This window comes from Clostridium sp. JNZ J1-5, from assembly GCF_053901425.1.
Genome location: NZ_CM132773.1, coordinates 2,446,636 through 2,470,417, shown reverse-complemented (window position 1 = coordinate 2,470,417; position 23,782 = coordinate 2,446,636). Strand labels below are relative to the sequence as shown.

Annotated in this window: 22 protein-coding genes; all 22 read right to left on the bottom strand. The window is 32.3% G+C overall.

Annotated elements, in window-relative coordinates:
• Positions 1-179 precede the first annotated feature (179 nt).
• The 22 genes from ACWW38_RS11940 to ACWW38_RS11835 all read right to left on the bottom strand — a co-directional run bounded on the left by ACWW38_RS11940 (position 180) and on the right by ACWW38_RS11835 (position 23,660).
• Positions 180-407 carry a hypothetical protein gene (locus ACWW38_RS11940; protein WP_456257777.1) on the bottom strand — a complete coding sequence of 76 codons (228 nt, stop codon included), beginning with the start codon at positions 405-407 and terminating at the stop codon, positions 180-182.
• A gap of 28 nt (positions 408-435) precedes the next feature.
• Complete coding sequence (locus tag ACWW38_RS11935; protein WP_456257776.1) at positions 436-597, bottom strand: hypothetical protein; 162 nt, start codon at positions 595-597, stop codon at positions 436-438.
• Between the two features lie 12 nt (positions 598-609).
• Positions 610-1,179, bottom strand: a complete 570-nt coding sequence (locus tag ACWW38_RS11930) for an RHS repeat-associated core domain-containing protein (protein WP_456257775.1) — start codon at positions 1,177-1,179, stop codon at positions 610-612.
• Positions 1,145-1,621, bottom strand: a complete 477-nt coding sequence (locus tag ACWW38_RS11925; RefSeq protein ID WP_456257774.1) for a hypothetical protein — start codon at positions 1,619-1,621, stop codon at positions 1,145-1,147. The genes ACWW38_RS11930 and ACWW38_RS11925 overlap by 35 nt, the downstream gene beginning before the upstream one ends.
• Positions 1,622-2,603: 982 nt before the next feature.
• Positions 2,604-2,885, bottom strand: coding sequence for a hypothetical protein (locus tag ACWW38_RS11920; protein WP_456257773.1), 282 nt, complete (start codon positions 2,883-2,885; stop codon positions 2,604-2,606).
• 308 nt (positions 2,886-3,193) lie between these two features.
• Positions 3,194-3,532, bottom strand: coding sequence for a hypothetical protein (locus ACWW38_RS11915; RefSeq protein ID WP_456257772.1), 339 nt, complete (start codon positions 3,530-3,532; stop codon positions 3,194-3,196).
• 20 nt (positions 3,533-3,552) lie between these two features.
• Entirely contained in the window at positions 3,553-4,812 is a 1,260-nt protein-coding gene (locus ACWW38_RS11910; RefSeq protein WP_456257771.1) for a polymorphic toxin-type HINT domain-containing protein, read from the bottom strand.
• A 1,320-nt stretch (positions 4,813-6,132) separates the two neighbouring features.
• Entirely contained in the window at positions 6,133-6,561 is a 429-nt protein-coding gene (locus ACWW38_RS11905) for a hypothetical protein (RefSeq protein ID WP_456257770.1), read from the bottom strand.
• 17 nt (positions 6,562-6,578) lie between these two features.
• Positions 6,579-7,730, bottom strand: a complete 1,152-nt coding sequence (locus ACWW38_RS11900) for an RHS repeat-associated core domain-containing protein (protein WP_456257769.1) — start codon at positions 7,728-7,730, stop codon at positions 6,579-6,581.
• A 441-nt stretch (positions 7,731-8,171) separates the two neighbouring features.
• Positions 8,172-8,912 (bottom strand): hypothetical protein, encoded by a 741-nt coding sequence (locus ACWW38_RS11895; protein WP_456257768.1) that lies wholly within the window; start codon positions 8,910-8,912, stop codon positions 8,172-8,174.
• Between the two features lie 19 nt (positions 8,913-8,931).
• Entirely contained in the window at positions 8,932-10,335 is a 1,404-nt protein-coding gene (locus tag ACWW38_RS11890; protein ID WP_456257767.1) for an RHS repeat-associated core domain-containing protein, read from the bottom strand.
• A gap of 505 nt (positions 10,336-10,840) precedes the next feature.
• Complete coding sequence (locus ACWW38_RS11885; protein ID WP_456257766.1) at positions 10,841-11,215, bottom strand: hypothetical protein; 375 nt, start codon at positions 11,213-11,215, stop codon at positions 10,841-10,843.
• A gap of 521 nt (positions 11,216-11,736) precedes the next feature.
• Positions 11,737-12,438, bottom strand: coding sequence for an RHS repeat-associated core domain-containing protein (locus ACWW38_RS11880; RefSeq protein WP_456257765.1), 702 nt, complete (start codon positions 12,436-12,438; stop codon positions 11,737-11,739).
• A 655-nt stretch (positions 12,439-13,093) separates the two neighbouring features.
• Complete coding sequence (locus tag ACWW38_RS11875) at positions 13,094-13,552, bottom strand: DUF2691 family protein (RefSeq protein ID WP_456257764.1); 459 nt, start codon at positions 13,550-13,552, stop codon at positions 13,094-13,096.
• Between the two features lie 129 nt (positions 13,553-13,681).
• Complete coding sequence (locus tag ACWW38_RS11870; protein WP_456257763.1) at positions 13,682-14,998, bottom strand: RHS repeat domain-containing protein; 1,317 nt, start codon at positions 14,996-14,998, stop codon at positions 13,682-13,684.
• A gap of 442 nt (positions 14,999-15,440) precedes the next feature.
• Positions 15,441-15,884: a hypothetical protein gene (locus ACWW38_RS11865; protein WP_456257762.1), complete on the bottom strand. Its 444-nt coding sequence runs from the start codon at positions 15,882-15,884 to the stop codon at positions 15,441-15,443.
• Positions 15,885-16,020: 136 nt separating this feature from the next.
• Positions 16,021-18,837 carry an RHS repeat domain-containing protein gene (locus ACWW38_RS11860; protein ID WP_456257761.1) on the bottom strand — a complete coding sequence of 939 codons (2,817 nt, stop codon included), beginning with the start codon at positions 18,835-18,837 and terminating at the stop codon, positions 16,021-16,023.
• Between the two features lie 214 nt (positions 18,838-19,051).
• Positions 19,052-20,269 (bottom strand): IS701 family transposase, encoded by a 1,218-nt coding sequence (locus ACWW38_RS11855; protein ID WP_456257760.1) that lies wholly within the window; start codon positions 20,267-20,269, stop codon positions 19,052-19,054.
• Between the two features lie 467 nt (positions 20,270-20,736).
• Positions 20,737-21,195, bottom strand: coding sequence for a DUF2691 family protein (locus tag ACWW38_RS11850; protein ID WP_456257759.1), 459 nt, complete (start codon positions 21,193-21,195; stop codon positions 20,737-20,739).
• Positions 21,196-21,253: 58 nt separating this feature from the next.
• A complete protein-coding gene (locus ACWW38_RS11845) occupies positions 21,254-21,673 on the bottom strand; it encodes a hypothetical protein (RefSeq protein WP_456257758.1) in 420 nt (139 codons plus the stop codon).
• Positions 21,674-21,930: 257 nt separating this feature from the next.
• Positions 21,931-22,272: a hypothetical protein gene (locus ACWW38_RS11840; RefSeq protein ID WP_456257757.1), complete on the bottom strand. Its 342-nt coding sequence runs from the start codon at positions 22,270-22,272 to the stop codon at positions 21,931-21,933.
• Complete coding sequence (locus ACWW38_RS11835; RefSeq protein ID WP_456257756.1) at positions 22,269-23,660, bottom strand: RHS repeat-associated core domain-containing protein; 1,392 nt, start codon at positions 23,658-23,660, stop codon at positions 22,269-22,271. Before ACWW38_RS11835 ends, ACWW38_RS11840 begins: the two co-directional genes overlap by 4 nt.
• Positions 23,661-23,782 lie beyond the last annotated feature (122 nt).

Here is a 23,782-nt window from a genome sequence, read left to right as displayed (position 1 = left end):
ATTATAGTGCTATGAACTCATTACATTCTAATGAAAGATGGTATTTTATAGTTAGTGATTTTTAACAACTTATTTATAATACCTATGTAGTTTTAAAAATAAGGTTCATAGTAATAGATAAAGAACTATATTACTATGAACCTTACATTTTACTTAATTATAAGTTTAAAAACTACAACTTATAACCTAACTTCTTTCCATATTTCACTCAATCTTTTTGACTCAATTATTGCATTTTCTAATAATTCTTCATAATCATGAAATGTTTGATACTTTTCTTCATCATATTGTGATAAATACCATCCTTTAGCATTGTGACTTATAGAATACCTTCTTTGATTATAAAAAAATTCTACTTCCATTCCCATTTCCAAATCCTCTATTAATTCTTCATAAGTATATCTCATAAAAACACTCCTTATCTTTACAAGTCAACTATTTAACCCAATCCCATGTATGGACATGTGGTACAATTGGGTGCTCTTTAGGATTACCATGATTAGTAAAATCAACATTTCTTAAAGCTCGTCCTAAATCATCAAAGAACCTTCTCATTATTGTTTCGCCACTTTCATTAACTTGATCTAGCGATGACAATGGTGGTTGCCCTTAAGTTGGTAACTTATGATCATTAGTTGATTTATGATTATTAGTTTCTTCAATTTCTTCTGTCCCATTTGGCTCTCTCCCTGGATTACTCCGCTTTGCTCTTTTTTCTTTCTTTTTCTTGCTCTTTGTCTTTGATTTAGATTGTACCTTCATTGAACTAATTGGATTACTTATATTACTACTAATACTTGAAACTAATGGTTTAACTACTTTGTAATAAGCATACACAGTTGTCAATACTGCTGCAACAAAAAGCACTACTTTTACTATAAGTGGTCCAGCTATTAACGCTGCAAATATAGCAAATTTACCATCTTTGTCAACCATACTTATTGGATTATTCAAACAATAAGTGAACATGTTATATGATATCAATCTTCCCTGTTCTCCCAATATTCCATCAGCATTAATAAACCTACCCCACTCAGGGTTATAATATCTACTTTGCAGATAGTACAATCTAGTCTCGGTGTCATACCTATACTCTCTATATCTATACGAATTCTTAACTCCTACAATATCTTTAAGACTTCCATCAATGGATATAATCTTGCCCCAAGCAAGAATCATAGGTATAACTTACAACCTGTGTACCATTCTTGTCATATAGTCCAATTATATCACCTTGAGCATTTCTAATGTAGTAGTATTCAGTTCCATTTAGATTCATACTTATGAGATTATTGTCATCATCATAGGTATAGTAAATCTTATCAGTACCATTCTCTTCAAAGGTTACTCTATCCCCTACGAGATGATACTTTGTCGTTACTCCATTTACTGTCTTTTCAGTTCTTACGCCATCAACATTGTATTTAAAGCTTATATCTTTACCATTTCCATTTATACCTGCTAGTTGTCTTCCTTGTTCCCAGGTAAAGGTGTAGCCATCATAAGTTAGAGGATTGCCTATGGCGTCATAGGTTATATCCTTTCCATTAAAGTTTGTAAGCTTATCTTTCCAGTTAGAGTCCCCATATCCGTAGGATATTGTTGAATTTGGTGTTCCCAAAGTTCCTGTGGTGTATGGATATTCTGCTTTATTTAGAATATTTCCTCCAGAATCATAGGAATAAGTTATAGTTTTATTTAATACCTGATTATCTTCTCTTGTAAGTTGATTTAATTCATCGTAGGTGTACTTTATTGTCTTTCCATTTTCAGTTATAGTTGCTATATTTCCATTAGAATCATAAGTATAGGTTATCTTTTTCCCGTTATTGTCTATTTCACTTACTTTTGTGGTAGTGGTGTTTGCAAGTTTGCCAGCTTCAAAAGTATCTTTTGTTATAAAGTCATTTAATCATGTATTTAGTGATCTATCAGTTAGTCTTCCTAAGTTATCATATTTATAGTTTACCCAGTTTCCTCTTCCATTTGTGTATAGACTATTTATTTCTTCAGAAGACAATACTGTATTATATCTGCTTAGTCCCTCTAGCTGTCCATTTAGTTGATTACTGCCTGATACAGTTCCTCCAACTGCTGTTTTTGCTCCTGTAAAGTCTTTGAAGCTTGTAGTGTTTCCTGAATAAACCTTACCTGATGACTACCATCCGTAATACTTCCACTTCTAAAGTGGAAGTTAACGGCTGCTACGTCCCTAGATAAGGGCTTCTAAGCTTCAGTTTAAAAGCCAACCTGAAGCCAAGAATCCTCTTTATCATTTAGATATAGTTTTGCATTTAAGGTAGTTCCTGATACACTCCGTAGTTCCATGTATTTGCTGTTACAGCTTCTGTAGATGTTATTAAGGTTAGCTAGCCCCCAGCGTTATCTCTTACAACTAGGTTAAGCTTGTTGTTACTGTCTAAGTAAAGACTTAGTAAGCTTCCATTTCCTTCTGATGCTGATAAAACAAGGTTCTATATCAAAATCAAAATTTTGTTTTGATATAGAACCTTTATATTTTACTTATAGGCATACTTCCATATTTTTTACATTCTTCAGGAGATACCTCGTATCCTATCGGAAGACTGAAAGGACTACTCTTGCTACAAACAAAAATTAGGGTTATTTTCTAAAAAAGCATGTGACCCGTTAAATTCCTGATTTTCATCAATTTCTTCTAAATCATACTCATATATTTCTTCGCAAGTCTCATCACCAAATACACCAACAAATCTTAAATCCTTACCTGGTGTACCTAGTATAATTCCTTTAGTTATTACTGCTTCTTTCAACTCGATCTCTTGAAAATGTTCAAAAATAATTTCTAAAATATCGTCTTGATTCAATTTTTTGATTATTATTTTGCTCTTTTTCTTTTCCTTCATATTCCCTTACCATCCTCTCTTTAATGCATTTAATGCCTTTTCTAATATTTTTCGGATTATTTCGTATTTCTTTAAGTAATTTTACTTAAGTATAAAATAATTTAAACTTAGCTCCTATGGATGGTGATATTCATCACCTTCTTGGGGATATTCGTATTAATCTATAAAAAGAAAGTTCAAAGCAACATATGGTATATATTACTTTGAACTTTATATTTTACTTATAGACACGTTCCCATATTTATACACTTTTCAAGTAGAATCTAGTACCTCTGCGGAGAATTAAAAGGACTCCGTTTGCTCCAACTTTAGAAATCCTCAAAAGAAGACCATTCAACATCATCTTCTTTTAATCCTCTTTGATATAATTTTTCATAGTCATCTATTAATTCCATGAAACATTTTAATGTATCTTCTAATGCTTCCTCTGGTGAATTTCCTAAACCAGTAATTCCATCTATTGAACCATCTTCATGGTTTTTAATTTGCATATTAGGTACCCCAATATACCCACGCTTTGAATTTTCCCAAATTTTTACTTTGACTTTTTCATATGGTACTTTATTTAATGCCCATATTTCAAATTCATCTACAAGTTTATTTATTTCTGTAACGCCCTCAATCTTAATTTCTTTCCAGTTATTCAAAAATACTCCTCCTTCCTTTTTTATTGTTTACCAAATGATATTATACTTCCATCTGGTGCTAAATCAATATATTTTCCTGCTTTTTTATATCTAATTACTCCTTGAGTTGCTCCATTCACTCGGCTTTTTGTAGCACCTCTCAAATTTAGTTTAAATGCCTCGGCTTTTCTTATATACTGTTCAACATTTTTTGCCCCAACTTCGGCACCATGTTTTTCAAAATGCTTCAATGCCGATTTTTTTGCTGTTTCAAAACTTCCTTTAGCCCATGAACCAATGTTGAATGAACAAGCATTATGAACAAGAATATTATTATTTGAAACAAAGTAAGTATGCCAATCCTCAACCTCAAAGTTATACACTTTTATAATATGATCTAATTGCTCAATACTTATCTTACTTATCTCAGCTATATTACCTGAGTATAATAATACTTTATCTCCTACTCTTAAATCTTCTGCTCCTACCCATCCTTCACCAACTACCCAGAAGGGGTGATCTGATGTTGTTTTTATTTCTTCACCATCTACATACAGATGTATTAACTTATCTGTTTCATTTACAAATACCTTATTAACCTTCTTTAATCCCTTTTCACCAGTTTCAGGATTTTCAGAATATACTTCATCTCCTATCTCTATTTCTTTGATTGGCTTATACCCATCCTTTGTTAGAATAGGAGTATCTTCTGTAAAACACGCGGCTTTGGCAATTGCCTTAGCTTTTCTAGAAGAAACTACTGCTCTTGCACCCTTTGCAACAAACTTTCCTGCTCCAGCAAAAGCTACTCCTGTAAGTGCACCTGTTGCGGCTGCTTTGCCTAATCCATTCCAACTAGACCCTCCGTTTCTATGCTGGAATAGGTATACAGCAGAATCAAATAGTGCTCCCCCTATAGCTGCTCCTACCCACCATGCTATATCTCCGTCTGGATCTTCCATATTTATTTGATCATTGTTACAATATGTAAACATATTGTGTGATAGCAGTTCTCCAGTTTCTCCAATTATGCTGTCCGCATTAATAAATCTACCCCACTCAGGATTATAGTACCTGCTTTGCAGATAGTAAATCTCGGTCTCGTCGTCATACCTATATCCTCTGTACCTGTATGGATTCTTATGCCCTACAGTGTCCTTCAGACTTCCATCAATAGCTATCAGCTTACCCCAGCTGTCATAAACATAGCTAACAACCTGAGTTCCTGTTTTATCAAATAAGCCTATAATATCATTTTGTGCATTCCTTATATAGTAGTATTCTACACCATTGAGATTCATTGAAACAAGGTTATCTTCATCATCATAGGTATAGTAAATCTTATCAGTACCATTCTCCTCAAATGTTACTCTATCCCCTACAAGATGATACTTTGTTGTTACTCCATTTACTGTTTTTTCAGTTCTTATTCCATCAACATTGTATTTAAAGCTTACATCTTTACCATTTCCCTTTATACCTGCTAGTTGTCTTCCTTGTTCCCAGGTAAAGGTGTAGCCGTCATAGGTTAAAGGATTGACTATTGTATCATAGGTTATATCCTTTCCATTAAAGCTTGTAAGCTTATCCTTCCAGTTGGAATCTGTATATCCATAACTTATTGTTGAGGTTGCTGTCCCTAATGTTCCTGTGGTATATGGATATTCAGTTTTATTTAGAATATTTCCTCCGGCATCATAGGAATAAGTTATGGTTTTATTTAATGCCTGATTGTCTTCTCTTGTAAGCTGATTTAGTTCATCATAGTAATAAGTTATTACCTTTCCACCTTCGGTGATTGTTTTAATATTACCATTAGCATACTTAAATTTTAAGGAGGTTCTATAGCCAAGCTATAGAACTAAGCGATTCACACAAAATCATAGATTTTGGTTCTCTGCTTATCTTTCCATTATTGTCTATTTCACTTACTTTTGTGGTAATAGTGTTTGCAAGTTCGCCAGTTTCAAAAGTATATTTTGTTACAAAGTCACTTAGCCCTGTATTTAGTGATCTATCAGTTAATCTTCCTAAATTGTCATATTTAAAGCTTATCCAGTTTTCTCTGCCTAACTTATTATTGTATTAATTTCCAAATTAATTAATGCTATATTATAGTAGTTAAATACCTCTAGATGTATATTTAGTTTATAGATTGTTAAAAATGTACTGCCGCCTCCGGCTACTGTTATTCTATAAAATTCTTTAAAGTTTACATACTTATTTTAAATATCTTTGCCTTTTCTTAAATAATCTTACTTAAGTAAAAAGTACTTTAAACCTAACCCCTACGGGTGGTGATATCCATCACCTTTTAGGGATATCAATAAATTTTATAAAAAAGAAAGTTCATAGCAGTACATAATGTACATATTGCTATGAACTTTACACTCTATTTATGGACATGCTCTCATGTTTTTATACTTTTCAAGTGGAACCTTGTACCTTATCGTAAATACTATAAGCTTGGCTTCACATACAAGCTTATAGTATTTTAATAAATATCTTAACTTCTGTACTCTTGATGGACCAATACTCTATTATAAGTACTTAATCACTCTAACTATGCTTTTAGTTGGTAATTTTCTAATAGTAAAAAACTGAAAGTACTCCCCTTACTTTTAGATAATTACGATTACTGTGCAAAATATAGCTAAAACTAAGCAATAAATAAATAATATAAAATTCTTTTTATACATATTAATATTTTCATTTCGTTTCGAAGAAACCATTCCAGTAAAAGCAAGTACTGGAAAAGACCACCCTGCAACTAATAATACTTCTTTTATAAATGAATTATCTAATTTAAATGCTGATTTATAATATGCTACAAATATTATAATCATACCAATAGATAGTACTAACGTTCTTACTATATTTTCCCAAAAACTCTTTATACGTATTAAATAGACTATATACCCTATATTGTAAATTCCTAAGAACAATGGTAACATTATTTGAATTTTTGCAGGTATATATTTATAACCTATAAACACTAATAATGTTGCCAAATAAAACATATTACTATTAGTTTTCTTATTTTTATTCATTTATATTCCTCCTGGTTCTAATTCCAAAATGAATCACCATAAATAATTTTTTTCGATCCTCTACTAGCCGCTTCAGCTATTACACCAATGCCAATAGCTGCAGCAAAGCCAACTCCTGGAATTAAGACAGTCGCACCTACAGCTCCTCCTACAAATAAAACATCTATAGCTGTTCTTCCAATTGCTCCTTTAAAATCATACTGTTTAAAATTAGCTGATGCAGATATAAATATTCCAATAATACTAGTAACACCAACCTTACATGTAGTTGTTTTTAAAAATGCTCCTAGTGGATTTTTTTCAACAAATTTTCCCAAAATAAGCGACCCAAACTCAACATACTTAGAACCCGTTTTAATATATTTTGCCGTTATAACTGTAGCCACTGTATCCATTCCAGTATTCACAATATTGCTACCTGCTGATTTACCTACATTGATAACATTACTACTTACTTGCTCTCTTACACTAGTTGTAATTTGACTCTGATTTCTCACCCATTGCTCATATTGTCTTTGGGTTTCATCATCTGCAAATACCATTCTAAATCCTGAAGGGTCTTTACCATTAATCGAATTATTTTTGCAGTATATAAATAAGTTATGTCCACGCAACTCACCTATTTTCCCTGCTATTGCATCTGCATTAATAAATCTCCCCCACTCAGGGTTATAGTACCTGCTTTGTAGATAGTACAGCCCAGTCTCTGTATCATACCTATACCCTCTATATCTATACGGATTCTTAACCCCAACACTATCTTTCATAGTACCATCTATAGATACTAATTTACCCCAAGAATCATAAGTATAGCTTACTACCTGAACTCCAGTTTTGTCATATAGTCCAATTATATCACCTTGAGCATTTCTAATGTAGTAGTATTCAGTTCCATTTAAATTCATACTTACAAGATTACTGTCATCATCATAGGTATAGTAAATCTTATCAGTACCATTCTCTTCAAAGGTTACTCTATCCCCTACGAGATGATACTTTGTCGTTACTCCATTTACTGTCTTTTCAGTTCTTATGCCATCAACATTATACTTAAAGCTTATATCTTTACCATTTCCGCTTATACCTGCTAATTGTCTTCCTTGTTGCCAAGTGAAGGTGTAGCCATCATAGGTTAATGGATTTCCTATGACATCATAGGTGTGATACATTCTCTTTCTTTATTACCTACTTTACTTGCTTTTGTGGTAGTAATTTTAGTTTATAGATTGTACTACCGCCTCCGGCTACTGCTATGCTATAAAATTCTTTAAAGTTTACATACTTATTTTAAATGCCTTTGCCTTTTCTTAAATAATCTTACTTAAGTATAAAATACTTTAAACCTAACTCCTACGGTTAGTGATGCCCATCACCTTTTTAGGAATATCTAGATTAATATGTAAAAAGTTCATAGCAACATGTGATGTACATATTACTATGAACCTTATAATCTATTTATGACATGTTCTCATATTTATACACTTTTCGAGTGGAACCTGGTACCTTAGCGGAGGACTCAAAGGACTCCGCTTTCTTGACTGCGCACCATAGCGAAAGACTGAAAGAATTTGGTTTGCTAATGTTGCATTTTAAAGTATTAAGAATAACAATTATAAAGATATACTAAATAGTGTAAAACCCGTCTTATCATTTAGATGTATTTCTGTATCTGAAATCCAAGCTAACTTACCTAAATACTGACTATACATCCATTCACTTGGTTTTTCTGTTATTATTAGTTTCTTTTCAACTACTTCATCTTGTTTATTACGAATTACAGCAAAAAAATCTATTGACTCTATTTTATGTTCAATATACAATTCTGCATTATACAATTTATTTGGACTCTTAACCTTTTTACCAAACACCCAAAAATTATTATAATCTAATTCCTTTACTTTATTTACAACATCCTCTAAAGGTGTCAAATCCCAAGCTTCTTCTTTTGCAATTGTATAAAGACTTTCTTTAATTATTTGTAATATAGTTTGCTTTTTCTCATAGCTACTCTTATTAAAAAAATTTATATAGTCTAATTCATATCTAACTAATCCTATTCCCACACAACTGCCTCTATAGCAGGGATAAACTATTTCGGGTTTTTTCTCAACACAATCAATAACTACTTTAGAACAATTCTTAGTTTTATATTTTCCAAGCAACCTAATAAACATAGTAGCAATACATCTAGTTTCTAATTCAAACCTTTTCCTAATGGGAGTCATCCAGTTATTGTCATAATCAATTCCTATAGCTTCCTCATAAGTACAATTATGCCGAATCATTATTTCATTTAAAATCCTTGGATTCTCTCTATATGGTAAATCTAACTGTATTTCTCTAAGATACATTTGTTTCCTCCTTTTATTCTTATTTTGTGTCCCACCAATTATCAAACCCTGGTCTTAGATGATACTTCATAGAATGCCCCTGAGCATATCTAAACTGCGAATTAAGCACTTCCCACTCAAGTGCACTTTGTCTATCAGCGAAATGCGCCATTATCCTTGAATCATATATATCTCCACACTCTCGCCTATTAAATGCTCTTACTTGTTTCTCTGCTCTATATGACTTTCTATCTAATCTTATTCTTCCACCACTAATTCCAACCTTCACTACATCACCTGTCTTTTTATTATAAATCTCATATCCGTGCTGAGGTCTTTTACTTTTTTTACTGTTTCCATGTGCTATCGGTACAGCTTTAGTACGACTGCTCGAAATTGTCTTATAAGTACCATATCCTACTGCTCCTAAAGTTGTAACTGTAGCAACTGCTAATCCAATTACATCACCAAAAGGTAAAGGGCCATCAGCTACTGCAACACCACCCGAAAATGTATAAGCAGGCTTAATAGCATTAATCGCATTTGAAACTTGTGCTACAAATTCCTCTATAAATTCCCAAGCATATCCATTTGCATCCTCTCTATTTATAGGATTGCTACCACAATACGCAAACATATTGTGTGCAAGCAATTCTCCTGTTTGTCCTACTATTCCATCAGCATTAATAAATCTGCCCCATTCTAGCGAATAGTACCTGCTTTGTAGATAGTACAGCCCAGTCTCTGTATCATACCTATACCCTCTATATCTATACGGATTCTTAACTCCTACACTATCCTTTAAACTTCCATCAATAGATATAAGCTTACCCCAAGAATCATAAGTATAACTTACTACCTGTGTACCATTCTTGTCATACAGTCCAATTATATCACCTTGAGCATTTCTTATATAGTAGTATTCTCCATTTATACTAGGAGTTGAACTACTAGTTAAATTCATAGAAATAAGTTGTCCAGCACTGTCATAAGTATAATATATTTTATCAGTACCATTCTCCTCAAATGTTACTCTATCCCCTACAAGATGATACTTTGTTGTTACTCCATTTACTGTCTTTTCAGTTCTTATACCATCAACATTATACTTAAAGCTTATATCTTTACTATTTCCATTTATACCCAATAATTGTCTTCCTTGTTCCCAGGTAAAGGTGTAGCCATCATAGGTTAGAGGATTTCCTATGGCATCATAGGTTATTTCCTTTCCATTGAAGTTTGTTAGCTTATCCTTCCAATTAGAATCTGTATATCCATAGCTTATGGTGGATGTCGCTGTTCCTAAATCTCCTGTTGTGTATGAATATTCTGCTTTGCTTAGAATATTTCCTCCAGCATCATAGGAATAAGTTATAGTTTTATTTGATACCTGATTATCTTCTCTTGTAAGCTGATTTAGTTCATCATAATAATAAGTTATCACCTTACCACCTTCGGTGATTGTTTTAATATTACCATTAGCATACCTAAATTTTAAGGAGGTTCTATAACCAAGCTATAGAACTAAGCGATTCACACAAAATCATAGATTTTGGTTCTCTGCTTATTTTTCCATTATTGTCTATTTCACTTACTTTTGTAGTAGTAGTAGTAGTAGTAGTAGTGTTTGCAAGTTTATATACTTCTTTTAAAAGCCTTTGTTTTTCTTAAGTATAAAAGATTTTAAATATAACTCCTACGGATAATAATACCCATAACCTTCTTTAGGATATCTGTATAATCTATAAAAAGAAAGTTCACAGTAACATATGGTGTACATATTGCTATGAACTTTACATTCTATTTATGAACATGTTCTCATATTTATACATTTTCCAGGTGGAACCTGGTACCTTAGCTGAAGACTTAGAGGACTCCACTTTCTTCTATTGCTTACTTCACTAAATTTAGCATTTACATTTTTTACATAAGAGACTGTATTATTGGTTTTATGATTTATCCCTCTTATTATATTTGTATATGGCATTAGCAAATATTACTACCAATAAACTTAAAAATAAAATTCCCATTAATACTATAAATATAGGCTTATACTGCTTTGAAACTTGTGGAAAATTATTTTCTATAGTAACTGCTATTATAAACACACTAAATAGTAGTATTGCTAATATAGTCATAACTAGTAAATAGATACGTTCTTTTTTACTTCCTTTATATTTTAAAGCAATTACTAATGCTGATATCATACATATTACTAGTATGAGTATGATTATTGGAAATGGTATGTTTTCTATACCTATAATTCTAATAATGGTAATTAACGCAAATACTAATATAATTCCTAGAATGTTACTCTTTCTCATAATTTTTTGTTTCACCTACATCCTTAACTATTATTTTAATTGTTGCTTATATGTTGTAATTTTATCTTGGATTAATCTTTTTTCCATATATAATTTTTTACCCCCTCTGAAACTATACCTAATCCAAATCCAATTGCAACTGTCCACCCAACTGGAGTAGATAAACCAATTCCAATTACAGCTGCCGAAACTCCAACATCTAAAGCACTTCTTCCGAAAGCTTCCGACTTGCTATAATCACTATGCCAATTATCCCAAACTGATAGCCCTGTTAAAGCTATACCAATCGCTCCAACTTTCTCAATATTTCCTATTACTCTTGCAGTTGACGCTCCTTTTATCGGTATTGTAAGATACTGTCCTGACCTTCTTCCTGCTCTATTTGCTATAAATGGTACTGCATCAGGAACCTTAGATAAAATTGAGCTAACTCCTCCTTCAACCCCAGTAACTAAAGCACTTCTCGCTACACTTTTACTTTGGTTACCATTAGGTATTATACTTGAATGTGTAGTCTTAGTTTATACCTGAGTTTGATGCTGTACCCATACCCAATCGTCATATGCTCTTTGTGTTTCATCACCTGCAAATACCATCCTAAATCCTGACGGGTCTTTTCCATTAACACAATTATTTTTACAATACATAAATAAATTATGCCCAAGTAACTCACCTGTTTGGCCAATAATACCATCAGCATTTATAAACCTACCCCACTCTGGGTTATAATACCTACTTTGTAGATAGTACAGCCCAGTCTCTGTATCATACCTATATCCTCTATATCTATACGGGTTCTTAACTCCAACACTATCTTTCATAGTACCATCTATAGATACTAACTTACCCCAAGAATCATAAGTATAGCTTACAACCTGAGCTCCAGTTTTGTCAAAAAGTCCAATAATATCACCTTGAGCGTTTCTTACATAGTAGTATTCAGTTCCATTTAGATTCATACTTACAAGATTACTGTCATCATCATATGTGTAGTAAATCTTATCAGTACCATTATCCTCAAAAGTTACTCTATCCCCTGCAAGGTGATACTTTGTTGTTACTCCATTTACTGTCTTTTCAGTTCTTATGCCATCAACATTGTACTTAAAGCTTATATCTTTACCATTTCCATTTATACCCAATAATTGTCTTCCTTGTTCCCAGGTAAAGGTGTAGCCATCATAGGTTAGAGGATTTCCTATGGCATCATAGGTGTGAAACATACCCTTTCCACTATTATCTATTTTACTTACTTTTACAGTAGTAATTTTAGTTTATAGATTATTAAGAATGTACTGCCGCCTCCGGCTACTATTACCCTATAAAGATTTTTAAAGTTTAAATACTTATTTTAAATGCCTTTGCCTTTTCTTAAATAATCTTACTTAAGTATAAAATACTTTAAACCTAACTCCTACGGTTAGTGATGCCCATCACCTTTTTAGGAATATTTACATTAATATATAAAAAAAGTTCATAGCAACATGTGATGTACATATTACTATGAACCTTATAATCTATTTATGACATGTTCTCATATTTATACATTTTTCGAGTGGAACCTGGTACCTTAGCGGAAGACTGAAAGGATTCCGCTTGCTAATAAATTAAGCCAACAGGTTTCCCCATTGGCTTTAGTACAAAACTTTTATTATATTAAATTTTCTCTCAAGCGAATGTTATTCGAGTCTTACTAATCATTCGCTTATTTTTAAGTCTAAATTGTGTTTATTTCTGATTCCTATCGCCCCTAAACTACTAACCTCTGCCGAACTCCAACCATACTGTGAATTTTGCCTACCAAATATACTAATCTTCTAACAACATATTTATCTGCTATCGATATTTGCATAAAAACATCCCATTGTATTTGACATCCTACCAAGCAATCAAACTTCTCTCTGATACATCATCAGCAGACTTGTATTCTACCTTTTCAAAATCACTGTTTATACAGTTATTATATACCTTATCCAAAGTTATCCTATCTTTGCAGTAAAATTCTATAAATGATGAATCTGTACATAATATGACCATTACGCAACTGCTTCTTAAAAAATCCTTGAATGTTTCTATTTCAGCACGCTCACTACCAAGAGGATATGCTTTTATATCAGCAAATATCATGTAATAACTATCTCTTGATATACATCTAATGAACCCTTCTGCACTTAAAGTATCTGCCCCGAAAAAACTTTCTTTTACCTCACTATTATCAGAGTATAGAAAATCATCGGCATTTATTTCCCAAACATAATTAAATAAATTAATGCCATCTAAGATTTTATTCAGATAATTACTATATCCATTTTTTACTTTAATATCTAGTCCAATCAAGTTTTTCACTCCTTTTCATTAAATTAATTACACTTAAAATAACTTAATCAATTATTAAATTATATTACTAATGAGAAGTTATGACATATATATTGGTATTTATATGTCATAACTTGCCTCTTATTTATATTATGGAATTGGTACAAGATTTCTTGGTGGAAACACTATACGTGATCCTTCCGATACAACCCAATATAATGTAATTCCTGCTGTTGCCCATCTGCTAATTTGAGTATTTGACACTGACCTTTGTGGTGGAGGTGCCCCATGAAAAGGCACTCCATCCTGTCTTTCACCGTCTTTCCATTCATGTGTATGAGGGAATACATGACCAACTCCACCATGATTCCAATCCGTATCTAGCAATGGTTTTCCATTTGGACCATAGACCCTTTCTTGCTTTACACTCCCATCTTTATTATACAATTTATCTTTTGAATTAGGTGCTCCTTTATTGCCTAACTTTGCTTGAACAACATTATTGGTTTTAATCGTCCCTCCAGACTGTTTTGCGGCACTTCTCATTGCAGCAAATGATGCCTCTCTCATCTCATCCGTTTCTTCATTGGCAGTAAATAAAGGTCTAAATCCACTCGGGTCACTCATATTTACTGGATTATTTATTGAATATATGAACATATTGTGTGATAATAATTCACCACATTGCCCAGCAAATGCATCTGCATTTATAAATCTGCCCCATTCTGGCGAGTAGTAACGACTTTGTAAATAATATAAACCTATTTCGTTGTCATAACGATAACCACGATACCTATACGGATTCTTAACTCCTACACTATCCTTTAAACTTCCATCAATAGATATAAGCTTACCCCAAGAATCATAAGTATAGCTTACAACCTGCGTACCATTCTTGTCATACAAACCAATTATATCACCTTGAGCATTTCTTATATAGTAGTATTCTCCATTTATACTAGGAGTTGAACTACTAGTTAAATTCATAGAAATAAGTTGTCCAGCACTGTCATAAGTATAATATATTTTATCAGTACCATTATCCTCAAAAGTTACTCTATCCCCTGCAAGGTGATACTTTGTTGTTACTCCATTTACTGTCTTTTCAGTTCTTATGCCATCAACATTGTACTTAAAGCTTATATCTTTACCATTTCCATTTATACCCAATAATTGTCTTCCTTGTTCCCAGGTAAAGGTGTAGCCATCATAGGTTAGAGGATTTCCTATGGCATCATAGGTTATTTCCTTTCCGTTAAAACTTGTAAGCTTATCTTTCCAGTTAGAGTCTTCATATCCGTAGCTTATGGTGGATGTCGCTGTTCCTAAATCTCCTGTTGTGTATGAATATTCTGCTTTGCTTAGAATATTTCCTCCAGCATCATAGGAATAAGTTATAGTTTTATTTAATATTTCATTATCTTCTCTTGTAAGTTGATTTAATTCATCATAGTAATAAGTTATCACCTTACCACCTTCGGTGATTGTTTTAATATTACCATTAGCATACCTAAATTTTAAGGAGGTTCTATAACCAAGCTATAGAACTAAGCGATTCACACAAAATCATAGATTTTGGTTCTCTGCTTATTTTTCCATTATCGTCTATTTCACTTACTTTTGTAGTAGTAGTGTTTGCAAGTTTGAATACTTCTTTTAAAAGCCTTTGTTTTTCTTAAGTATAAAATATTTTAAATCTAACTCCTACGGATAGTAATGTATAATCTTCTTTGGAATATTTGTATAATCTGTAAAAAGAAAGTTCATAGCAACATATGATATACATATTGCTATGAACTTTACATTTTACTTATGGACATGTTCTCATATTTTTACACTTTTCGAGTGGAACCTAATACATTAGCGGATGAGTTAAAGGACTCCACTTGCTCTTTTTATCACCAAAGAATTATACTATATTTTTTAGTATTACGCTTATAATTATTAATACTATACACAAGGCCATAATTGATAAAATTACTATCATTAAAATACCCTTCCTTCTACTAGATACTTTAATGTAATAAATTGAACTAATAATCAGTATAGCAGTAATTATAACAGTAATTAAAGCAACAAAATAACCTTGCAAATATAACAATTGATGATATTCACCTGTAACAAGTTCATTCATAAGCAGAGTTATAGATAGAATTAAGACTAATATGCTTATTATTAGTGAAACCTTATTATAGTTATTTTTTTTTGCTTCTACTATATAAACTATTGGTGCTACAAACATAAAAACAAAAAATAGGATTTTAAATTTAATCTGAAAATTGTTTAAACACAGATACCCAAAAGTACATCCTAAAATATATAACATCGTGTGCAGTGCTTTTCTATTTTTCATATATATACTCCCTTTTTCTCATATTAAGATATCTGTCATTTTTTATACAACATGTACGCAATCATATAGATAGCATTGGAAATATAACTTACAATGGATTTATTTATTACTTAGAAGCTGAATATAATCTCATTAATTAAAACCATTTATTTTTTACCCATCCAGTAGACTTACCTATACCATAGCCAATTCCAACAGCTGCCACGGTACCTACTGCAACACCTGCCAAAGTAGGTGCTAAAAATGACCCTAATGCCAAACCAACACCGATTGATGCAGCAGTTCCAAGTACATCTACACCTATTCTAGCTACCGTATCCCATCCATTGGAATTTAAAACATCTTCTCTAATATTAAATCCAAGTGAAATTGCACCAACGATCCCCACTGCACATACACCTGAACTTGCTATTGAAATCCTTGGAGTAGAAAAGAGATAATCGATTGGTTTTGTTACTTTAGACACTAATTTATCTATACCATATCCTATACCTGCATCGACAACACTACCTACCACACCTCCTGCATCAGATGTTACTACAGAAGAAACTTTTTCAATAATACTAGAATTAGTAGACTTGCTTTCTACAACTGGTTTCTGCACTCTTATCCATTGATCATATTGTCTTTGTGTTTCATCATCTGCAAATACCATCCTAAACCCTGACGGATCTTTTCCATTAACACAATTATTTTTACAATACATAAATAAATTATGCTCAAGTAACTCACCTGTTTGGCCAATAATGCCATCAGCATTAATAAACCTACCCCATTCAGGGTTATAGTAACGACTTTGTAAATAATATAAACCTGTCTCGTTATCATAACGGTAAGCACGATATCTATACGGATTCTTAACTCCTACACTATCCTTTAAACTTCCATCAATGGATATAATCTTGCCCCAAGAATCATAAGTATAGCTAACAACCTGAGTTCCTGTTTTATCAAATAAGCCTATAATATCATTTTGTGCATTCCTTATATAGTAGTATTCTACACCATTGAGATTCATTGAAACAAGGTTATCTTCATTATCATAGGTATAGTAAATCTTATCAGTACCATTATCCTCAAAGGTTACCTTATCTCCAACAAGATGATACTTTGTTGTTACTCCATTTACTGTTTTTTCAGTTCTTATGCCGTCAACATTGTATTTAAAGCTTATATCTTTACCATTTCCGCTTATACCTGATAGTTGCCTTCCTTGTTCCCAAGTAAGAGTGTAGCCGTCATATGTTAATGGATTTCCTATGGCATCATAGGTTATGTCCTTTCCATTAAAGTTTGTAAGCTTATCTTTCCAGTTAGAATCTGTATATCCATAGCTTATGGTAGATGTCGCTGTTCCTAAATCTCCTGTTGTGTATGAATATTCTGCTTTGCTTAGAATATTTCCTCCAGCATCATAGGAATAAGTTATAGTTTTATTTAATATTTCATTATCTTCTCTTGTAAGCTGATTTAGTTCATCATAGTAATAAGTTATTACCTTTCCACCTTCGGTGATTGTTTTAATATTACCATTCTGGTCGTAAGTATAAGCTATCTTTTTCCCATTATTATCTATTTCACTTACTTTTGTGGTAGTAGTGTTTGTAAGTTTGCCAGCTTCAAAGGTATACTTTGTTATAAAGTCACTTAATCCTGTGTTTAGTGATCTATCAGTTAATCTCCCTAGACTGTCATATTTATAGTTTACCCAGTTTCCTCTTCCATTTGTGTATAGACTATTTATTTCTTCAGAAGACAATACTGTATTATATCTGCTTAGTCCCTCTAGCTGTCCATTTAGTTGATTACTGCCTGATACAGTTCCTCCAACTGCTGTCTTTGCTCCTGTAAAGTCTTTGAAACTTGTAGTGCTTCCTGAATAAACCTTATCATTTAGATATAGTTTTGCATTTAAGGTTGTTCCTGACACGCTCCAAGTGAAGGCTCCGTAGTTCCATGCATTTGCTGTTACAGCTTCTGTAGATGTTATTAAAGTTAACCAGCCTCCGGCGCTGTCTCTTACGGCTAGGTTAAGCTTGTTGTTACTGTCTAAGTAAAGGCTTAGTACGCTTCCGTTTCCTTCTGATGCTAGTATATATCTATTTGTTGTACCACCTTTGGTGTTAAACCATACTCCTAGGGTTCCTTGGTCTTTTTTTATCCCTAAATCATATAGTATTTTAGTGTTTTCAGCTGTTGTTAAAACATTTTTTCCCTTTTGTTCTGCAGCTACTGCTAAATCTTTTGTAAAGCTAGAGCCCGTCTCACTATATGGCTTTGCTCCTTTGGAACCTGTGGTGCTGTTGTTTAGTGGGAAATACTCCATATTTTCGCTATTACTTAATGGATTATTATAGTAAATGTTTGTAGGTCTATTATCTTTGTCATAGTCATAGGAAATCATATATCCTATTCCATTTACTTTTTCTTGGAAAGTGCTTAGATTATTCCCTTTATCATAGCTATAGTTTATTATGTTTCCTTTAGAATCCTTTATCTTTGAAAGTCTCTCAGAAGCATCGTAGATGTATCTATAATTTACTCCGTTTATTAAGTCTTCAAGGATTCCTAAGTTGCCGCTGGCATCATAAGAATATTTAAATTTTTCTTCTCCGTTGATTAGCTTAGAACTTATTCTATCCTCACTATCGTATTTATAAGATACTTTGTGTCCATTACCGTAGGTAGAGCTTAAAAGTAGCTTTGTTCTATCTTGGAATACATTAGTGATTAAATTCTGGCTTCCTACATTAACCTCAGTATTGTTATCTGCTCCGTCATAGTTGAAAGTATAGCTAAATCCATTGTGACTTACTGTCTTTATTTTATCATTTTCATAGGTGTAACTATTTTTTATGGTATTTAACCCAAGATAGTTTCCTCTTCCAGCACTACGAATAACATCTATATCTGCTTTAGCTAAAGCTTCCTTAGAGTATATAAACTGATCCATTAACCCGTTTATTGGATAGAGTCCTGAGTTATGCATACCAAGTGAAGTTGTAGCTCCTGTAAAATCTTTTATAGTTGCTGCGTCTATATTAGTTACTGTACTTAACTTCTTTAATTTAAAAAGCTATTTTACCAATTGTAGATATAAAATCACCTTTGTGAATTAGTTTCCATTATACGTGAGTATAGTTATCCTATAGAATTTTATGCCTTTTTTAAGAAACCAATTTTAACTTGTTAAACACTATTTCTATAGGTATATCATTCTTAGCTTGCTCATAAACAAAGCACACAAGTTCCTTAGCCGATAGGCTTTGAATAAGCCTGATGGTATCACCTACGGTGTACATTGAAGTAAGATGACATATTCTATATATTTCTAAGAAATTCATCGCTAAAAATACAAGCAAGAAATATCTCTCGATAGAGAGTATACTTTGGACCTTATATTTATCAAAGGCTAAATGGCTTTTAAGGTATTTATAATTAGTTTCAATACTCCATCTATTTAGATAGTATTTTATTATAGTTTGAGCATCAAGCTCTATGTCTGTCGACATTAAATATACAGGGGCTTTAAAGCCTTCGCCATCAGCTTCATAGCAGATTAAAACTAGCGCATTTTCAATTTTTGAAACTTTGCCTTCGTATTTATATACTCGATATTTCTTACCCTTGACGGTAACTACATCTAAGGTAGAAGGATCAATATATTTGGCGAATTCTTTCAGTTGCATTGAAATTCCTAAAGGAGATATTTTCCTATTGGACTTCAACGCACCGATTAGGTAAAAACCTTGCATTAAACTGCTATCTACAAGCTTCTGGCTAGTGTACCAACTATCAACAAGACAATATACTTTATCGCAATTAGATGGCTTTTCAAATGAGCTTATGAAGTCAACTGCAATATCAGACTTTCCCATGAATGGTTTGTTATGTTTTAAGCAATTTTCTTCACTTAAATAGGTTTTATAGTTTAAGGGGATAGATATATCTCCTACAACAAAATTAGAAGTAACCACACAGTGAGACCAAAGATTTTTACCCTCTGTATGGGAGTGATTATAGCTTAAGCATTCCATCTTCTTTGCTTGTATTTTAGGATTTACCGTATCATCTATTACTAAGAATCCTACGGATTTTGGTTCTATAAGTTTTTCAAAGTGCAGCTTTAAATAGCTAATGCGATTTCTATCAATGAGACTATCGTCCCATTTGGAACGGCTTAAAAACCTATATATACAGCTGCTACTTTTAGCACTTAATATGTGTTCTGAAATATTTAATAAAGATTTATTGCCAGGTAAATTTATTAATCCATTTATAATTGTGGTTAGATGATGAAATTGTGGTTTATTCATTCCATAATTTACATCATTTAAGTAGTTGTAAAGTTCATTATTAATGGATACAATATTATTGCTTGGCATACTGATAACCCCCCGTGATTATGATTGTGTGGTAACTTTTATATATCACGGAAACCGTCAGTGTGCCATATTTATTTTTTGGCAACATTACCAAATTGAATTTTTATTTTGCAGAACTAAAGTTACTGTATATACTTTGTCATTTAAATATAAATTAAAGGTAAGTATATTATTAGCATCCTTGCTCCAGTTAAAGGCTGCATAGTTCCATGCACTGTTTGTATTTACATTAACCTCAGGGGTCTTAGCGAAAGATTTACCTTGAGTTTGCTACTCTATACACAAAAAACCTTAACTTTTTCCCCAATTGAGACAAAGTTGATTTTATGGTGATGGCAAGCTTCCTATTTGTATAGCCATATAGATGAAATTGGGTAATCCCAAACCCTTTTATTTTTAAAAACCGCTTTTGCAAATGCAAAAACGGTTTTTAGGATGGTTGACTGTTATTCTAAAAATTAATATTTCTATACACTAAATTGTATTCTATTATTATTTTCTTTTGTTAGTATTTGTAATTCATCAAATCCAAATTTTGTACAATTTTTAATGACCTTGTCAAGTACTATTTTACTTTTACAATATAATTCTACATCAACTGTATCAGTGCAAAATAAAGCAATCTGGCAGTCACTGTTTACAAAGTCATCATAAGTGTCAATATTTCTTACTTGCATTCTATTATTAAATGCTTTTATATCTGCATATACCAAATAATACTTTTCAATTTCAATATATTTCAAAAAATCTGTTCCATGCATTGTATCTTGATTAAAAATAGATTTCTTTAGATTATTATTTTTATCTTTATAGATAATTTCATTATCAGCTATATACCATATAAAATTATCAATGCCAACTTTATCAAATATTTTAAATAAGAAGTTGCTATATTCATTTTTCAGTTTAAAAGTAACACCTATCATCTATTTAAACCTCCTCTATAATAAATTCAAGATATAATTTTGCTAAATGTTTGGTACATTATGGACATACTGCATTAGCTGGTATAGTCCACCATAAAGGAGGTAAAATAGATGGAATCATCCTAACTCCTCGATAAATAATGTAACCTCCTACAACTACTGCAACACCTTTACCTATATTATTCAAAGGTATTGAATATGCCGGCCCTCTTTTAGGTGGATCAACTGACCAATCCCAATCATGCTCATGTGGAACTTTGGGATGCCTTTTAGAATTACCATGATTTGTAAGGTCCTTATCTTTCACTGCTCTCCCGTCTGGTCCATAATAACGCTCTTGTTCTAATTGCCCATTCTTTCCATACTTTTTACCTACAGAATTAGGCTTTCCTTCTAAATCAGGACTTGCATGTGTAACAACTTTTGAAGAATTGTTCTGGGCTGCTCTTTTCATTGCAGCAAATGATGCCTCTCTCATCTCACCTTTTTCTTCATCGACAGTAAATAAAGATCTATGACATTAACCCCAGGTGTCTTAGCGAAAGGTTTACCTTGAGCTTGCTATCAATAATATAAAATAGAAAAGTTCACAGTAATACGTAGCGTATTATATTACCATGAACCTTCTATTTTCATCATAGAGATTCTTCAATATTTTTATGTTTTTCTATTGTAATCAGCTACCTTCCTTAGAGGCTAATTTAAAACTCTATCATTCATTATATTTTTATAGCATTATTTATTTCTATGTTCTTTTATATTATTAATCGTACAAAAAACAAATACAAATACAAGCATTAATATTACTAACATCATAGCGATATCATCTCTTTTTAGATAATATATTGATACAATTAATAAAATTCCTAAAAAGGCCAATGTATCTCCTAATATGAAAAACTTTATTGGTGTATCTTTTTTAATTATACCTACAATTGTAGCAATTACCTCAGCACAAACACAACTTATCACTAGTATTAAACTACCTATAAATGTATCTGCGAAAAACAAACTTGCTAATGCAAGTATCAATAGCACTAACGCAGTTTTTTCTAAAAAGTTTATCATATTCATCATCTCTTTCTTTCCGATAAATAGTCATTTTTAATTTTATTATCAAGCCATGACACTCCATATGCAATCATAATTCCACCACCTATTACTGAAGCAGTTCCTATCGAGGTAATAGGATTAAGAGCCGCTAGCATTAACCCAGCTTTAACGCCAACACCAAATAAAACTAAGTCAGTAGCCGTTCTGTCCCATGCATGCTCATAATTTATAAAATTATTGGCTATTCCTATACCTAAAGCTGCAACAGCAAGAATGCCTGTAGCTCTAACTGTTCCTCCTACCAACTTAGAAATCGGTCCTGGATTTTTTATATGTGCAGTTAACCCTAATGTTCCATCAAGTTTTACTTTTTTACTAGCAGTTATACCTGTTGCTATTGAGCCCCCTACCCTTCCATCAAGCTTAGAAATTGTAGCTGCACCTTTAGGGCTATTTACTTTATTGTCCATATCATCCAATCTTGAATTATTTATTGGACCTGTAGTAAGATAAGATGTTCTTAACCACTGCTCATATGCTCTTTGTGTTTCATCATCTGCAAATACCATCCTAAATCCTGACGGGTCTTTTCCATTAACACAATTATTTTTACAATACATAAATAAATTATGCCCAAGTAACTCACCTGTTTGGCCAATAATGCCATCAGCATTTATGAACCTACCCCACTCAGGATTATAGTACCTGCTTTGTAGATAATACAACCCAGTCTCGGTATCATACCTATACCCTCTATATCTATACGGATTCTTAACCCCAACACTATCTTTCATAGTACCATCTATAGATACTAATTTACCCCAAGAATCATAAGTATAACTTACAACCTGCGTACCATTCTTGTCATACAAGCCAATTATATCACCTTGAGCATTTCTAATGTAGTAGTATTCAGTTCCATTTAAGTTCATGCTTACAAGATTACTGTCATCATCATAGGTATAGTAAATCTTATCAGTACCATTCTCTTCAAAGGTTACTCTATCCCCTACGAGATGATACTTTGTCGTTACTCCATTTACTGTTTTTTCAGTTCTTATGCCATCAACATTGTATTTAAAGCTTATATCTTTACCATTTCCATTTATACCTGCTAGTTGTCTTCCTTGTTCCCAGGTAAAGGTGTAGCCATCATAAGTTAGAGGATTGCCTATGGCGTCATAGGTTATATCCTTTCCATTAAAGTTTGTAAGCTTATCTTTCCAGTTAGAGTCCCCATATCCGTAGGATATTGTTGAAGTCGGTGTTCCCAAAGTTCCTGTGGTGTATAGATATTCTGTTTTATTTAGAATATTTCCTCCGGCATCATAGGAATAAGTTATAGTTTTATTTAATATTTCATTATCTTCTCTTGTAAGCTGATTTAGTTCATCATAGTAATAAGTTATCACCTTACCACCTTCGGTGATTGTTTTAATATTACCATTGGCATACCTAAATTTTAAGGAGGTTCTATAACCAAGCTATAGAACTAAGCGATTCACACAAAATCATAGATTTTGGTTCTCTGCTT

Coding starts and splice junctions, on each gene's coding strand:
- ACWW38_RS11900 (WP_456257769.1), bottom strand. CDS start 7,730: ATGTATCACACCTATGATGTCATAGGAAATCCATTAACCTATGATGGC.
- ACWW38_RS11840 (WP_456257757.1), bottom strand. CDS start 22,272: ATGATGAATATGATAAACTTTTTAGAAAAAACTGCGTTAGTGCTATTG.
- ACWW38_RS11930 (WP_456257775.1), bottom strand. CDS start 1,179: ATGATTCTTGCTTGGGGCAAGATTATATCCATTGATGGAAGTCTTAAA.
- ACWW38_RS11855 (WP_456257760.1), bottom strand. CDS start 20,269: ATGCCAAGCAATAATATTGTATCCATTAATAATGAACTTTACAACTAC.
- ACWW38_RS11885 (WP_456257766.1), bottom strand. CDS start 11,215: ATGAGAAAGAGTAACATTCTAGGAATTATATTAGTATTTGCGTTAATT.
- ACWW38_RS11910 (WP_456257771.1), bottom strand. CDS start 4,812: ATGAATCTCAATGGTGTAGAATACTACTATATAAGGAATGCACAAAAT.
- ACWW38_RS11940 (WP_456257777.1), bottom strand. CDS start 407: ATGAGATATACTTATGAAGAATTAATAGAGGATTTGGAAATGGGAATG.
- ACWW38_RS11880 (WP_456257765.1), bottom strand. CDS start 12,438: ATGTTTCACACCTATGATGCCATAGGAAATCCTCTAACCTATGATGGC.
- ACWW38_RS11865 (WP_456257762.1), bottom strand. CDS start 15,884: ATGAAAAATAGAAAAGCACTGCACACGATGTTATATATTTTAGGATGT.
- ACWW38_RS11850 (WP_456257759.1), bottom strand. CDS start 21,195: ATGATAGGTGTTACTTTTAAACTGAAAAATGAATATAGCAACTTCTTA.
- ACWW38_RS11920 (WP_456257773.1), bottom strand. CDS start 2,885: ATGAAGGAAAAGAAAAAGAGCAAAATAATAATCAAAAAATTGAATCAA.
- ACWW38_RS11895 (WP_456257768.1), bottom strand. CDS start 8,912: ATGTATCTTAGAGAAATACAGTTAGATTTACCATATAGAGAGAATCCA.
- ACWW38_RS11905 (WP_456257770.1), bottom strand. CDS start 6,561: ATGAATAAAAATAAGAAAACTAATAGTAATATGTTTTATTTGGCAACA.
- ACWW38_RS11845 (WP_456257758.1), bottom strand. CDS start 21,673: ATGAGAGAGGCATCATTTGCTGCAATGAAAAGAGCAGCCCAGAACAAT.
- ACWW38_RS11860 (WP_456257761.1), bottom strand. CDS start 18,837: ATGGATCAGTTTATATACTCTAAGGAAGCTTTAGCTAAAGCAGATATA.